Here is a 14,454-nt window from a genome sequence, read left to right as displayed (position 1 = left end):
TATTAGCTTTGGGTTCCGGCGTTGCAGGAGGCAGTCATGGCGGATCCAGTATGGACGGATATTGGCGCAGCAGAGGTGCTGCGCGCAGCACCGGTGACGCGCTTGCGGGCCGGCACCAAGGAGGTCGCCGTCAGCTATCAGAACGGCAGCTTCGGCGTCATCTCGAATGCATGCAACCATGCGGGAGGACCACTGGGTGAAGGCCGGCTGGACGGCGATTACATCGTCTGCCCCTGGCATAACTGGAAATATCACCGCTGCTCCGGCCAGGGCGAGGCCGGCAGCGAGGATGACAAGGTGCCATCCTATCCCGTGAAGGTCGAGAATGGCCGCGTGCTGGTCGATCTGGCAAATGTCACGGCGCGCGCAAAGTCTCCCCACAGCCCCCACCCGCTGGCGCGGCCCACGACCCGGGCGCCGGGGCCTTTACGCCTGCTCGGACTGTCGACCACTGCCATGGATGCGCAGAACCCGCGCTTCTCCGGGTCAGACCATGTGCTGGCCGCTGCCGTGAAAGCGGCGGGCGCGCAAGGGGCCGAGACAAAGACCATCCACCTCAATGACCTCCGCTTCCGCAACTGCGAGGGCTACTACTCGAAATCCGCTCATGCCTGTACCTGGCCCTGCTCCATCACGCAGATGGATGACAAGGATCAGATGGATCAGGTCTACGAAGCGCTGGTGCATTGGGCCGATGCCGTGATCGTCGCAACCCCCATCCGCTGGGGCGCCGCCTCATCGCTCTATTTCAAGATGGCGGAACGGCTGAACTGCATTCAGAACGCCATCACGCTGCACAACCGGGTTTTAATCCGCAACAAGGTGGCAGGCTTCATCATCATTGGCGGGCAGGACAATATTCAGTCTGTGGCGGGCCAGATGCTGGGATTCTTCGGCGAGCTGGGCTTTGTGTTTCCGCAATTCCCCTACATCGCCCATTCGCGCGGCTGGTCGCATGAAGACATGGAAAACAACGTCCGCATCGTGGAATCGTCGGAAGAGCTCAGCAAGGGCGCGGCAGAACTGGCGGAGCGATGCCTCGGCATGGCCCGCACATTGATCGAAAAGGACGACGCCCCCGCCTCGATCGAGCGCGGCGGCCGCAAGGCACATCCCCTCATCGTGGAGGGCGGCCGCCCGGCCTGAACGTGCCTCAGGCGGCCTCTGCCTCACGCTCCGTCATTCCCACTCGATGATTAACCGGAGCGGTAAGTATTTGAATTTTCGATGAGTGTAAAACGGAGAAATCGACGATTACCGTCAGATATACCGTCAGATTCATACGCAATTGTTTTTCCACAATAAATGTGGCGCGGTGCGCGGCGTCGATCTGTACGCTTGCATTATATACGAAGCGCGGGAGAAATAGCTAGAGCCGATCTCAAACGTTCGCGATTGACTGCGATAGACGGCGAAACCGTGTGCGCGTTCCGCGTTGCTCTGCAGGTTACGCATCCGATGCCCCCCAGCCTTCGCCGGGCTTCCAACGCTCATCCTTTTCAGCGGGCACGATCAAGGGAAGCAGAAATCCGGCGAGGTCGGAGACAACGACAGCCAGTTCGGTCGGCGCCGAGGCCATTCGCTCTCGCCCCAGAAAGGCCCTCCACTGTCGCCCCCAAGCTTCGACGTAAGCATCGCTCAGACCGATCGGCTTTTCGGTTGGAAGCATGGTCTCGCGCCGTGCAAAGGTCTGACGGACGGCCTCGGCAAGCGATGCCCGGTCAAACTCGAATGTCTGAGCGATCAGCCAGAGGTCGTAGAAATCCTTCAGCCGGCTGTTCGCGATGCCGAGCAGCACGAGCGCCTGGAATTTCTCGGCCACCACGGTCGTCACCGGATAGGCGCGCAGGCGGGGCGCCGGCGCGTCGAGCAGTGACGGATAGACGATCTCGACCGCTCCCGGCGTGACGGCATCACCGAAACCGATGTCGACTTGAATCGGAACGCGGGCGCCGGCGATCTTCGCGGAGGTGCGCACACGAATGCCGCCGTATTCTACGTCTTCCCGGATCGGAACAGCCGTGATCGCTCCGATATCGAACTCCACGCCATCATCATCGACAGGCTGCCCGCAGATCTCGCGAAAGGTCCCGCCGATCGCCTCCGGGCTGTTTTCGCCATAGCCGAGGAAGTCGAGATCGCGCGTAGGCCGGAACGGGTCTTCCACCCAGGTCACGAACAGCATCGCCCCTTTCAGAACGAAGCGGTCGCGATGGGGTGATTGGCTCAGCCGATAGAGAAGTCGCTCCAGCGCATAGCGCGTCAGCAGAATCTGAAAATCCATGCGTTCGACGCGAGACCGGTCGAGCAGACGAGCCCGGACCGAAGCGCCGACATTTTTTCTCGGTTCACGCGCCATCGGCCACCATCGCCTCCACATAGGGTTTCATGGTCGACCAGACCTTGCCTTTGGTCCCATAGGTCCAGAGCTGGTCACTCGTGACTTTTCGCTGTCGAAGCCCCTCGCGCAGACCTTCCAGGGCGACATCCAGCCCGACCTTCGCTCGATAGCGAAAGCAATCGACGATCGTCCGCGCCGGATTGGTGATCGCCACCTCGACGCCATCGACGGAGTGTCGCTCCACACCTTCCGTCAGCGAGGGACCGGTGAAGCGCACAAAGCGAATGGGTGGATAGTCGATCTTGGGGCGCCAGGCGGTGCGATCGATGGCCATCCAAACGGCCGACGGCATTTGCAGCGTCAGCTCGTGGAACTGCAGCGCCGAGGTCAGACAGATGACGCCTTTGGGAACGAGCACCGAAGCTTCCGCCAGAATGCGAGCCGCATCGCCCGAACTATCCGCAAGCTGATAGAGACCGCGCGCGGGACGAACGACCTCGCCGTCTCGGACAAGACGCGCCAGGGTTTCGGGCGCGATGCCGCGGGCGGCAAAGTCCTTCAACCGCATCATGGGACACGTCTTCAGCAGCTTGAGCGCTTGGGCGCGTTGCGAGTCCATGGTCGTATCGATGTGATGTTTCCTCGGCAGATTCAAAGAGTAGCAGAGGTTTTATCACATTCCAGAGAGAGAGGAAGCAGGAATAACAGCTCCGGCGTTGACTAGGTACACGGCGAAGGAAGACGAGCCTAACGCGCAGCCCCGTTCATACGCATCGAACAATCATAGTTCTGCAGATCCTCATACCCAGCCCACACTCCATCGCCAAAGGACGGCGAACCATCCGGCCAACCCGCTGTCTGCCACAGAATGTCGAACTGCTCATGGAGCAACTGCGCCAGAGGTGTAGTCAGATTAGGTAGCATGGCCGTGGGCAAGATCAGCTGTGGCTGGCGGATGCGCCGACCTCCCGGGCGGGGACGCGTCAGTTCGACGTCTTCCACTCCTTCCAAGCCGACCGACACAAGCGCGGGGCCGATAAGGCCGAGCTCCTCGGCCATGCCCGCCATATGCTCCACAACTCGAACGATCAATCCCTCAAGGCACCGCCCGTCGACCAGTATCTCTGGATCATCGTCGATACGAGCGCCGATAGTCGCCTGATATTCGAGGTTACCTGGCCGGACCAGACGCATCAGCCATGTCGTCTCAGGGTTCATATTCTCCTGACGCCGACGCGGCAGCGCGCAGCTCCACCACTGGCTGCCGTCGCTATCGGATTTGATGCGAATCTCCATCGGTGACTGAAGTCCGAGTTCCATTTTCGCTATCTGGGCGGAGTCAAGTCGGCGGCCCTCGGACGCAGCGAACGGTGCCAAACGCAACGTGATGCGAGGCAAGGTGACAATCTCGGGGCATCCCCCACGATGAGCGTCGAACATGAGAGCCTGCAGGGCCGCCTCAGCGTCTGCCTGGCGAGGATCAGGCCCCGCCGCCGTAGTTATGGCGTGGACGCCCGTCGCAATGCGTATACGATCGCGTGCCAGGCGATCGAAGCTATCAATCGCAGCGCTGAGCTCATTGGCCCTGACGTTCATGGCGCGAATGGCCTCCACAGTGCCTGGCTGTAAGCCGTGTGCGACGTCAAAGTCCGCCTTGGGCCACCCCATCTTCGGATTCGAATCCATGGCGTAAATACGCTCAAGAATCAGTTCTCCGAAGTCACAAGCGATCTTTCGCATTTCCGCAAAGCTCGCTTGCAAGAGCGGGTCATGAAACTCATACGCCGAGCCGACCCAATCAGAGTTCATCTCATGGACTGGATCGAGCGTCGCCAGCAAGAACGGCGACCCGAAGCTGTGCTGGTGAAGAAAGCGCCGCAATCCCAGTGGCAACTGACGGTGGACCTGCGCCAACAGTTCGACGTCATTCGGATGAGGATCCGCTGGCACAGCTCTGTGGACCTCCGCGCGAGCGGTCGCGTCGCCGAATATCGCCTTCAGGGCAACGATCAGTTGCTTGGTCAGCACGTCCTTGGCTGCGCGGCGCGTATCAGCATCCGCATTTTCAGGGCACGAGAAGAGAATCGGCCGACGCGTGTGCCGGACATCAAACGGAAGCTCGTACTCGTCCGGATGACCCATTGCAGTATTCATCACCGCTATGACCCGACGCCAGCTCAATGCCTTCAGGGCCCAGCCATGTTCGATACAGACATTGGGATTGGGGGTTCGTCCACCACCGTTGCGCTGAGCCACATAGGTCAAGTCGGACAGGAAGACCGCAGCGCGATCAATCTTACCGAATATAGTTTCCATGATCGGCGGCGACCCGGGCACGTCCAACGTGTCCCGGTCGACCGCGATATCCCGGTCCGCGGGGTCGATGTCGGCATCGGCTTGCAGCACGCCGATCGCACGTTCGAGACAGGTTTCGATCAACGTTCGGCCGACACTATTGGGGGTATCGCTCTGCCAAGAAAAGAAGAGGTGATGTGGCATGACCTGTTAGCGCTTCCGAAGGAAATGACGGATGTGCCTTATACCCGCGAGACCACCCGGGATCATATTCAGCCCGTACGGATGCTTGGAAGCCAGGCTGTACTTGTCCACCATGCGTTCTTCGGCCGCGAGCGCGGCCTCCCGCGACATGCCGGTCCCGCAGACCGAGGAGACAATGCCGGCTAGCTTTGCCCGATCATCCTTCCGTCCAGCCAATTCTGCCGCACGTGCATCGATCAGATCGTCGAGCTTCCGCGCCAGCAGCCGCTTCGACCTCTGAGTGACAGCGGCCCGTGTGTGCTCATTGAAGCGAATGCTCCAGCCTCGCTTGGTGATGCCATAATAAACATAAGTCGCGCCATCGCTGGAAATCAACGCATGGACATAGAGCGTATAGCTGCCTGCCAGCGGCGGATTACCTAGCATCAGCGCCCGCAGTGGCACCTCGACACGCATAGGCACATCCAGCGTGGGCGAGTGCATAGAGAAGAAGACAACGGGCGCGGCTTCCTGTTCATCGTTCTTGCAGAGAACTGCAGCGAAATAGCCCTGCTGACCGTCGACATTTATCGTCTGCGTGATGTCGACGATGATCCGTCCACGAGGCTCCACCGGTCCTGGCCCGCTCGCAACGCCACCGGCGCGAATCCAGGCCAACATCCTGTCTGGCAAACCATTCTGCGTGTTGAGGCCAATCAGTGCGCTATCCAACACTTGCTCGCACTGCGGAAGATCGAATGTAAGCCCCTGAGCCAACTGCTTCAGGGCGTCTCCATCGACATATCTCAAGGCTGATTTCGGAATGTCCACCGTAGACGCACGCCCCCTACCTGCATCGAATTTTGCCGCAACCCAAACCCTGAGAACAACCAAACTAGAACAACTCATCTTCTTCTAGCGCGCGAAAAACGATTACGCGGCGGGTGATATCAGAATAGCGGACCTTGCCAACGATACGATCCTCTTCGTCCTCCTGGAGTGTCTCACCCCACGCCTCACGGATAAGCCTCCTAGCATAAGCAGCGACGTTTGAATCACTCCATTTGGGTTGGCCGGTTATAGATCTCGGCCAACTAACGTTGCCGCCTCTCAAAACGTCACCATCATGCTTGAGTATCACGGCTATATCGTCACCTACCGTGAATTCTTCACGAAACTCTTTTGGATGAACATCATCCAACTCCTCGTCGTAGTCGAACTCGCCATCGAAACTGATGGCAATTTCGGTCGAGGAGCGAAGCCTATCCACGAATTCGCTCGTATTCAGCCAGTCCGCCCCCCATTTGATAAATTTTAAATTTCCGATTTCGCCACCGCACTCAAGAACAACTTCTGCAGAACGCGCTTGACGCTCCTCGTCCTTTACCGACTCTACGATCAATTGGGCCTGCTGCGATGCCCATCTCGCAAGAGCCTCCTTTGTAGCAAGCGGTTGGGAAGAATCGCGCGCGGCCGTCAAAGCTTCACCAAGCAGTACCCCCTCAACATTGTGCAGCCTACAGGCGCGCAGCCCCGAGATGGTCACCCAACCGCCGCCTGCCGAATACGAGTACCTCGACGGTGAAATGAAGGCCCGGCCGAATATTTGATTGTTCGCATCCATGATCGGTTGCATCAGCGCGCGATCTGCCCTTGGTGGGTTGGACTCGGAGTGCTCGGCGGTGGGGTTCAGTCGACGGATGAGATCGAGATCGCTGATTTCCAGCCAATCGCCTGGCCGTGCGACCGGCTGGATGCCGTTTTGCACTATGGTCGTAATTGCGACGTCAAGATTTGGCGCTACTGCTCCAACAAGTGCACTCAATGACATCGGTCGCTTGGTATAAGAATTGATATACAAGAGCCCGCCGGCTTCGTGCGGATGGCTCTTCAGCAACACCTCAACTCGGGTGCCGCCATCTATCGGAACGGGCTGACCCGAAACCGGAGAAAGAATTGGTCGCGTGCTCGTACCGCCGCGAAATTCCAATAATCGGCCCGCTTCTTGTCCCTTGTCGCAACGTCGCGAGTAGACACGAACGACCGGTCCGAGCATGAAAACCGAGAAGAATCCGATTCCAAACCGGCCGATGGCATGCATACCTGCGGCCATGAGCCCAGGAAACTCTTCCATTGCTTGCGGCGATCGCCAGAACGATGTTCCAAAATCGAGAAGTGGTCCGGTTAGCACCTGTTCAGACATACCGATGCCGTTGTCCTCGACGACCAGCCAAATCTTGTCGCCCTCTGAGAGCAGGCCGACCGTGATGAGACCCCAGTCCGCGGCGCGCCTTTGATATTTCCGCCGAGCCTGGATCGCGTCGGCGGCATTTTGGATAAGTTCGCGAAGAGCTACGGTCGGGTCGTTGCCATAGAGCTTTGACCCGCCAAGGTTCTCTACAATACGCGGAACATCCGAAACTTGAAGGCGAGCATCCACTGGCCGCCAGCCCCGCGTCTGAACCGAGCGAGCAAGAATTTCCGGCGATCCTGCGCCTTTAACGCGCCTAGCCTTTAGGACCTCGCGGCCTCGCCCTTGCAAAAGCAGATCAACGTCCCTGAGTTCGCGGTCGACAGCATTTAACGTGTCGTACGCTAGCCACCAAGCTTCCGCGTCCTCTCGCCCGAAAGGCTGACCTGTCGTGAAGACGACTGCGTCGAGCTCAATGTGTGGCCTAGCCAATCGTTCTTGAAATGCCCAATGAAGGGCCGAGATGCCCACTGGATTCGTAATTGCGCGAAGGAACCTGGGAGCGCGACGGCTGTCGAGGTGCAAGGCGTCGGCAACCCGCAACAGACAGGCGAGCTTTACGCGATCGACGCGATTGAGCGTCCGATTGGCAAGAGCCCCCAATTCTTCCGAGAGTTCCTGCTCAACCTTCTGCACCGACCACCAATGACTGTGAGCGATCTGGCCGATTGTCGGCCCATAGAAGCGCCGTAGCTCAGAGTCCTCAATGAGATACACCTGTGACCCATCAGCGGCGCGCCACGCTTGCTCAGCAAGCTCTTCGGCTCGCTCCGCATGCAGACGGCGAAGGACATCCGGTACGATCCGCTGTACGATCTCGGTCGGCGGGTTCTCGATATCAAAGCTCTCGCCGCTCTCTTCGGAGGCTAAGGCGAGGCGTGCAACGGCGTCCTTCCACGCAATGGTCGTCCTAACTTCTGCTAGACCACCGGGGTACGCCGCGAGACTCATCGCTGAATCGTGCAGAAGAATACTTGCGCCAAGAACGAATGCCTCGGCCGGATTGACGTTGACGGCACCCTCGGCAACCGAAGAAGCTGTGTCCCATAGAGCATCCAAATGGCTGACGTCGTGTACCGTCATCCCAGGTAAATCGACTGCAATCCGGGAAACGAGCTGCGCCGCGCGCTCTCGAATTGAGAGATACTGCGTTCTGAAAAACTCCTGCTCTTCAGTTGTACTATCTGAGCGTGGCGTCTGAAATGCCTGCCGCCAAAGCCATGTCTGGCGAAAATCCGGTCCGATACCAGTCATACTACCCTCAACAATAGACGTGGCTTTACCCCGCGGTCGCTGCCGCCAGCGCTGCGAACTCGAACTGCGCCTCGCAGCCGTCATGCGCGCAGACCGGCTTTTTCAAAGTGAAGGGCCGCTGGAATTTCGTCCGGCCGCATTTCTTGCAAGCGAACTGGCTGCGGAAGGTCTTGAATTCCTCCCAGCGGGTCTTCTCGTCACCGATCGAACCGTCGCCATAAGGCCCGTCCTGGAAGTGGCTACCGAAATTCTCGATCTCGCCCTTCACCAAACTATCAAGGAACCGGTTGTTGACGCCCGGCACCAATGCCGGCACCAGCTTGGCATCCTTGAGCAAGCCGGCGAGCGCCGAGGCCAGCTCGCTACGTTCGTAGGAATAGGCTCTCTCCAGCGGCCGGATGCGGACGCTGACGCCGAAATCCCGGCAGATGCCAAGAAGCCATTCCTCCTCGGCCTGACGCATCTCGTTGGCCGCCGACTGGCCCGCAGCCCAACGTGCCTCGATCATCTCATCGCTGACCTTATGATCAGCGAAACGCGGCCCATAAGCTGGATCCAGGCCAATAATCCGGGTGAAGTGCCAAGCTTTCGCCTCTAGCTGGTCTTTCAAATAATTGAAGAACCGCTCGTCGTGCGTAGTGATCAGAATCTGGCAGTCGCCGAACATGGTGGCGATGAGTCCGGCAATGGTGCGCCGATGATCGGCATCGTAGGAGGTGACGATGTCATCAAGCGCGATGATGGGCGCGCCACCATTAAATTGCTTGATCGCCGCCATCCGCAACGCCAGCGCCACCGAATGAATCTGCGAGTCGCTCAAATAGCCGCCAGGCTGCACGCCGGTGCGGTTCTTGGCGAAATCCACTAGAAGATTGAGCCGCTGCTGGTTCGTGTCGTCTTCAGCCGGCAACTCCAACCGGATTGGCTTGGCGCTAGCTCCCTGAATGAGCTTGTAGATATCGTTCATCGGCGTCTGAAGCTTGTCGAGAAGGCTCTGCACCTTCTTGCGGATCTCGGCTGAGACGATCGTCGCCTGCGCCGTCAAGGCGTTGGAGAGTTTTCCCAGTTCATCTCGCGTCCGCAGCGCAAGGTTTCGATCGGCCCGTAGCTCCAGCAGTCGATCGATCTTCGCCTTGGCCTTGATATAGGTGTGGTCGCCTTGCTTCGATTCGATGTCCGCGATGGCTTGATCTAGCGTGGCGAGCAGCTTGATGATTGCCGCGACAACATCGGCCGAGGACGGAAGGACGGTCTGCGGCCAGTCGGCGCTTCCTGCTTGATAGGCAATAAGATTCGCTTTCAATGCCACCTCGTCATCGCCGAGGAGGCCAATCAGCCCCGGCAGCGCAGCCACCAACTGGGCATGGGCCTTGGTCGCCGCAGACTTGGCTAGGTCGAGCGTCTTCTTAGCGGCAGCGTATTCCGCCAGTTCTTCGAGATGCTTGGCGAGGTGTTCCCGGATCGCACCAGTGCTGCCCGCCGCCGTGTCTGCGACAGGTGTTGCACAGACCGGGCAGATGTCAGGTGCCGCGACTCCTTCGGCAAAAAGCGGTTCTGCGGCTTTCCATAAAGCCTGAAATACGGTGCTCGCCGCTTTGCCGCGTTCCTCCGCCTCCTTACTCTCCGCCGCCAACAGCGTAGCCACAGCCGTTTCAAAGGTCGGAATCGCACCGCTGACGATAATCTCGCCGTTCTCTGCGTCCTTCGTCTCCGCCCGCAAAGCGGCAGCCGCATTGCGGATCTGGCGCAGGCCCGCAAGCCCGATTTTGTTGTCCTCGGCTTTGGCGCGCGCTTCCAGTTCGAGATAGGTCGGATCGCCGGCGGCCAACGCCGCCATCATCAGCGCGGGATCGAGTGGCGCCAAGACCGACGTGTTGGCGTGGGAAAGCACCGCCGCCTCGTCCCATGTCTTCACCGCCTGGATCGTCTCCTTGGCAAGCTGGGAATCAACACGCTGCAGCGCTGCCTCGTCCTCGGCGGCGGCCTTCACTTGCGCGCGCAGCGAACGGATATTCTTCTGTACCTCAACCAGTGGTCCAAGTTGCAGCCAATTGGCGACATCCGCGTAGCGCTGTTCGGGCGTATGGATTTCAACAAAAGTGCGCAGCGTATGTCCGCGGATGATCGGTGGCACCGCGAAGCAGGCGTTCATGGTTGTCGCCACCGCCGGTATCGGTCGCTTCGCCCCTATCGCCGACCGGCTACCGCTGGCGGCATTCTCGCCCGAGACCACGTCGATCGTAACCGCCGACGCAATCTTCGCCTCTTCAGCCAGATTGTGCGCCAGCGCCAGGGGACCAGCCTGGTTGTTGATGGCGCGCTGACCAAGCCTTTCGAGTGTTCCGTCTTTGGAGAACATGAACTCCAGCGCATCGATGACGCTGGATTTACCGCTTCCGTTCGGCGCGAAAATCGCCAGGCAACGCTTCTTGCTGAAATCGAAGGTCTTCGGCTGGAGATACGCGCGGAAGCCGGAAAGGATCAGGGACTGGAGGAAGTAAGGGTCAGCCATTATCCACCCCCGGCTTCGGAGGATTCGCGCGCTCGGCTGCAAGTTTCAGGATCGCGTCCTTGGCCTGAGCGACGGCGTTCTGCGCCGGCGCCGCTTTCAGGATATGGGCCTCAAGGATGTCCGCCATGCTGGCATCGACACCTTCCGTCCCCTTCAGACTTTTCCCCAAGGCCTTAAGAAATTGGTCCGGCGTATCTGCCGCTTCAGCTTCGCCTTCCATGCGGATATCCCCCCAGTTGTTCGTGCCAGACGATACAACGAGATACCCATTTGGAAAATGGCACTTCCTTGAAAGGGTTCGCGTTTGTGGGAGAACAAACCACGTGAAGACCTTTCTGCCAGCACAATGATGCAAAACGAAAGATGCCTCTCAGGCGGTCTAAATGCCAGCAAACGGCGCGTCTGTTGACAGATCATTGTCTACCCTCGCTATCAACGCGCGTTTGCCTTACCTCGCCGCGCCTTTGCAAATTCCCGGTCCGTCGCGATGAACCGCCCCAGCATGGGCACGATCAGGCGAACGGGATCGGCGGCGGTTTGGCCTGCGTCGCGGGCGAGGATTTCTGCATAGGCGGTCAGGTCGCGATGGAGGCTCGCCGGCAATTCCAGCGTGACCTTCACCGGCTTGTCGTCGCCGATCGGACCGAGTTTCAGCTTTGCCATGTCAGCCTCCGTAGGGCTCAAGAACGAGATCGCGGGTGACGATCACACGGACGGGAAAGCCCGGCCGGATCGTGAGAGTCGGCGCGATGTTGAGCTGGCGCTGCACGATCTGCTGACCGGTCTGGTTGATGCTGTCGGACGCCCCGTTGCGCAGTGCGCGGATGATGTCGCTGTCATTGCTCGATGACCCGGATTGCGCGCCAACGCTGAGCAACGTCGACAGTGCCGCGGCCTTGAACAGCTCGCCCCAATGGTAATCGACGCCATCTTCGAGCCCAGCATAGCCCTCAGCGTCTGCACCTGGCTGGCGCTCCAACACGATCGAGCGGCCATTAGGGAAGATCAGCCGGTTCCAGACCAGCAGCACGCGGCGCTGACCGAAGCCGACGCCGTTGTCGTACTGACCGATGATCCGCGTGCCCTGCGGCACGAGCAGGATGCGCCCGGTCGGGCTGTCATAGACGTTCTCCGTCACCTGCGCTGTGATCTGGCCGGGAAGATCAGAGCGGATGCCGGTGATGAGTGCCGCCGCGATCACTGCCCCCGCCTGAAGCACGTTCGGCGACGCAGGTGCCGCGACACGATCCGGTGAGACAGTGCGCTTGTCAGGCGTCTGATTGAGGAAGGCGAGCTGACGATCCTGCGCTGATGGTGTCGCGGGCGGTGGCGCAAGCCCGAGACTGGTAAGGTCCGTCTGCGGCGTGACCGCCGCTTGCGGCTGCGGGACAGCCGTGTTGGCTGGCCGCGTCTCGGTCGAAGCGAAGAGACGGGCCGTCCGCGCGGCCTCCAGCTCCTGAACGCGTCGCTGCTCTTCCTGGCTGATCCCCGGATTGGGTGACGCGATCCCCGGAGTCGGCACCGGCTGGCCGGCATTCTGTGCGCTGAGGATCGGGCGGCCGAGGTCGCCCGGCAGCGGCGGACCGAGCTTCGGGATACCGGCATAGTCCTTCGGCAGGGCGGCGAGGCCATCCGGCGTCGTTCGGTTGTCGGTCGAATAGAGCTCCTCGTTCGTCTTGCCGCCGTGCCGGGTTTGAAGCGCGTAGATCAGGGTGCCGCCGATGCCGGTGCCGGCAAGCAGGCCGAGTGCGATCAGCACCTTTCGCGACAGGCGCGTTACGCGCGGCGGCTCGGGGCGCAGCCGCATCGGCGCGACCGGCTCTCCGGTCAGCGGCCGGCCATCGTCGTCCGCTTCTGGCCTGTGACGATCAGGCTCGATCTCGCTCACGACGCCGGCCTCCCGTCAGTGCGGGAAATGCGGACGCGCTTCTGGCTCTTGTCGGCGCCGAAGCGCAGCTCGGCGGCGGCGAACAGCCGGTCGACGATCATGTAGTTGTCGCGGACGCGATAGTTCACCAGTTCCGAGGTGTCGCCCTCCGGACCGACGACGAAGAGCGGCGGCATCTCGCCCTGGCCGATGCCACGCGGAAACTCGATGAACACCTGACGGCCGTCGTCGAAAGCGCGGAGCGGCCGCCATGGTGCGCGATCGCCGGTCACCTCGTAGCGGAAGTTGACGCGCGTGAGATCGATGCCGGTCGCCACCGGCTGGACGGCCTGCGCCTCGGCGTTCTGCCGACGCAGCGCGATGAGCTGATCCTGCGGATACTGCCAAGAGACCGAGGCCATATAGGTCTTCTCGGTCGAACGCAGCTCCATGTGGTAGGTGCGCGCATTGGTGTTGATGACGAGGTTGGTCATCAGCTCGGGTCGCGTCGGCTTGACGAGAATATGAACCTGCTTGGCGGCGCCGGCCCCGCTCTCGGTGTCGCCGATGATCCAGCGCACCGTATCGCCGGCGGCGACCGGACCTGAGCCGACCAGCGTTTCGCCAGGCTGCAAGGCGATGTCGGTGATCTGCCCCGGAGCCGTGTAAACTTGATAGAGCGCACCATCGACGAAGGGATAGACCTGGATGGCGTTGATGAAGCCGTTCCTGACCGGCTGCATCCGTGCAGCGGCATTGGCCTCGTTCACCCGCGCGGCGGGGTCCGGCAACTCGGGCGTCGCCTTGCCGTCTTTGCCGACCGGTTTCAACTGACCGGGCAACGGCAGCGGCTTCGGCAATTCCACCACCCGAACCGGCGCGGGCGGATCGGCGGTCTGAACCGCAGGCATCGCATCGTCATAGGAGATTTCCGGCGGCTTCTGCGCCGTGGCGCAGCCGGCGAGCACGGATGTGCAAGCCAAGAGAAGCGGCAAGGCGGATTTACGGAAAGCCTGAGAACTGCAGGTGAGGAAAGCCGGCCTCCCGGCTTCACGGAAGGTCGGCGTCATTGGGTCAGCTCCTTCGACCAGTTTATGGCGGTGACGTAGATTCCGAGTGGGTTGGCCCGGAGCTTTTCGGCGTCGCGCGGCACCTGCACGACGACGGTCAGAATGGCGGTCCAGCGCTCGGTGGAGGCGAGCGAGCCGTCCTGATAGGTCCGCTGGACCCAAGCGACGCGGAAACTGTCGGGCGACGCACGGATGACGCTCGAGACATCGACGGCGATCTGCGTCTTGCCAACCTTGGTGAAGGGGTCGTTGGCGCGGGCGTAGTCGTTGAGCGCCAGTGCTCCGGCCTGTGTGGTGAAATCGTAGGCCTTGAGCCAGTTCTGACGGACGATGATCGCGTCGGCCGGGATCGAGCGAACCTCTTCGATGAAGCGCGCAAGATGGAAGGCGATCTGCGGATCGGTTGGCCGATAATCGGCGGTTGCCGGCGCGACGGCCTGCGCCTGACCGAGTTTGTCGACCTGCACCACCCACGGCACGACCGAGCCACTCAGCGATTGCCAGACCAAGGCGGCGGAGAGACCCGCCGACAAGGCCAGCGATCCGAAAGCCATCAGGCGCCAGTTCTTCGCCTGCACACGAGCCGAACCGATGCGGTCGTCCCAGACTTGGGCGGCGCGCTGATAGGGCGTCTCGGGTTCGGGAGATTTGCCGTAATGCGCGGCGGGTCGTTTGAACATG

At 60.7% G+C, this 14,454-nt stretch carries 12 protein-coding genes; 1 reads left to right on the top strand and 11 read right to left on the bottom strand.

Features of this window, described 5'->3' with window-relative positions:
- Positions 1 to 36 precede the first annotated feature (36 nt).
- On the top strand, positions 37 to 1,146 hold the full coding sequence (locus tag ACO06F_RS19790) for a Rieske 2Fe-2S domain-containing protein (RefSeq protein WP_421694425.1): 1,110 nt from the start codon (positions 37 to 39) through the stop codon (positions 1,144 to 1,146).
- Between the two features lie 301 nt (positions 1,147 to 1,447).
- On the opposite strand, the gene ACO06F_RS19785 is transcribed toward ACO06F_RS19790, so the two are convergent.
- The 11 genes from ACO06F_RS19785 to trbF form a co-directional block, all read right to left on the bottom strand.
- Positions 1,448 to 2,359 carry a nucleotidyl transferase AbiEii/AbiGii toxin family protein gene (locus ACO06F_RS19785; protein ID WP_421694424.1) on the bottom strand — a complete coding sequence of 304 codons (912 nt, stop codon included), beginning with the start codon at positions 2,357 to 2,359 and terminating at the stop codon, positions 1,448 to 1,450.
- Positions 2,349 to 2,960, bottom strand: a complete 612-nt coding sequence (locus ACO06F_RS19780) for a type IV toxin-antitoxin system AbiEi family antitoxin domain-containing protein (protein WP_421694423.1) — start codon at positions 2,958 to 2,960, stop codon at positions 2,349 to 2,351. The genes ACO06F_RS19785 and ACO06F_RS19780 overlap by 11 nt, the downstream gene beginning before the upstream one ends.
- A gap of 128 nt (positions 2,961 to 3,088) precedes the next feature.
- Positions 3,089 to 4,840, bottom strand: a complete 1,752-nt coding sequence (locus ACO06F_RS19775) for a hypothetical protein (RefSeq protein WP_421694422.1) — start codon at positions 4,838 to 4,840, stop codon at positions 3,089 to 3,091.
- Between the two features lie 6 nt (positions 4,841 to 4,846).
- On the bottom strand, positions 4,847 to 5,650 hold the full coding sequence (locus ACO06F_RS19770; protein ID WP_421694421.1) for a hypothetical protein: 804 nt from the start codon (positions 5,648 to 5,650) through the stop codon (positions 4,847 to 4,849).
- Between the two features lie 64 nt (positions 5,651 to 5,714).
- Complete coding sequence (locus tag ACO06F_RS19765; RefSeq protein WP_421694420.1) at positions 5,715 to 8,324, bottom strand: HD domain-containing protein; 2,610 nt, start codon at positions 8,322 to 8,324, stop codon at positions 5,715 to 5,717.
- Positions 8,325 to 8,349: 25 nt separating this feature from the next.
- Positions 8,350 to 10,836: an AAA family ATPase gene (locus tag ACO06F_RS19760; RefSeq protein ID WP_421694419.1), complete on the bottom strand. Its 2,487-nt coding sequence runs from the start codon at positions 10,834 to 10,836 to the stop codon at positions 8,350 to 8,352.
- The gene (locus ACO06F_RS19755; protein WP_421694418.1) at positions 10,829 to 11,056 is read right to left on the bottom strand and encodes a hypothetical protein; all 228 of its coding nucleotides are present in this window, start codon (positions 11,054 to 11,056) and stop codon (positions 10,829 to 10,831) included. Before ACO06F_RS19755 ends, ACO06F_RS19760 begins: the two co-directional genes overlap by 8 nt.
- 212 nt (positions 11,057 to 11,268) lie before the next feature.
- Positions 11,269 to 11,499, bottom strand: a complete 231-nt coding sequence (locus ACO06F_RS19750) for a DUF2274 domain-containing protein (RefSeq protein WP_421694417.1) — start codon at positions 11,497 to 11,499, stop codon at positions 11,269 to 11,271.
- 1 nt (position 11,500) lies between these two features.
- Positions 11,501 to 12,724 (bottom strand): TrbI/VirB10 family protein, encoded by a 1,224-nt coding sequence (locus tag ACO06F_RS19745; protein WP_421694416.1) that lies wholly within the window; start codon positions 12,722 to 12,724, stop codon positions 11,501 to 11,503.
- Positions 12,721 to 13,773 carry a P-type conjugative transfer protein TrbG gene (trbG, locus tag ACO06F_RS19740; RefSeq protein WP_421694415.1) on the bottom strand — a complete coding sequence of 351 codons (1,053 nt, stop codon included), beginning with the start codon at positions 13,771 to 13,773 and terminating at the stop codon, positions 12,721 to 12,723. The genes ACO06F_RS19745 and trbG overlap by 4 nt, the downstream gene beginning before the upstream one ends.
- Complete coding sequence (gene trbF, locus ACO06F_RS19735) at positions 13,770 to 14,453, bottom strand: conjugal transfer protein TrbF (RefSeq protein ID WP_421694414.1); 684 nt, start codon at positions 14,451 to 14,453, stop codon at positions 13,770 to 13,772. Before trbF ends, trbG begins: the two co-directional genes overlap by 4 nt.
- Position 14,454 lies beyond the last annotated feature (1 nt).

The sequence above is a fragment of the Aestuariivirga sp. genome (assembly GCF_965227715.1).
Lineage (GTDB): Bacteria > Pseudomonadota > Alphaproteobacteria > Rhizobiales > Aestuariivirgaceae > Aestuariivirga.
This window is presented reverse-complemented; position numbering and strand designations above follow the sequence as displayed.

Excerpts from the sequence above, each read along its gene's own strand:
- ACO06F_RS19790 (WP_421694425.1), top strand. The coding sequence starts at position 37 with ATGGCGGATCCAGTATGGACGGATATTGGCGCAGCAGAGGTGCTGCGC.
- ACO06F_RS19785 (WP_421694424.1), bottom strand. The coding sequence starts at position 2,359 with ATGGCGCGTGAACCGAGAAAAAATGTCGGCGCTTCGGTCCGGGCTCGT.
- ACO06F_RS19780 (WP_421694423.1), bottom strand. The coding sequence starts at position 2,960 with ATGGACTCGCAACGCGCCCAAGCGCTCAAGCTGCTGAAGACGTGTCCC.
- ACO06F_RS19775 (WP_421694422.1), bottom strand. The coding sequence starts at position 4,840 with ATGCCACATCACCTCTTCTTTTCTTGGCAGAGCGATACCCCCAATAGT.
- ACO06F_RS19765 (WP_421694420.1), bottom strand. The coding sequence starts at position 8,324 with ATGACTGGTATCGGACCGGATTTTCGCCAGACATGGCTTTGGCGGCAG.
- ACO06F_RS19760 (WP_421694419.1), bottom strand. The coding sequence starts at position 10,836 with ATGGCTGACCCTTACTTCCTCCAGTCCCTGATCCTTTCCGGCTTCCGC.
- ACO06F_RS19755 (WP_421694418.1), bottom strand. The coding sequence starts at position 11,056 with ATGGAAGGCGAAGCTGAAGCGGCAGATACGCCGGACCAATTTCTTAAG.
- ACO06F_RS19750 (WP_421694417.1), bottom strand. The coding sequence starts at position 11,499 with ATGGCAAAGCTGAAACTCGGTCCGATCGGCGACGACAAGCCGGTGAAG.
- trbG (WP_421694415.1), bottom strand. The coding sequence starts at position 13,773 with ATGACGCCGACCTTCCGTGAAGCCGGGAGGCCGGCTTTCCTCACCTGC.
- trbF (WP_421694414.1), bottom strand. The coding sequence starts at position 14,453 with ATGTTCAAACGACCCGCCGCGCATTACGGCAAATCTCCCGAACCCGAG.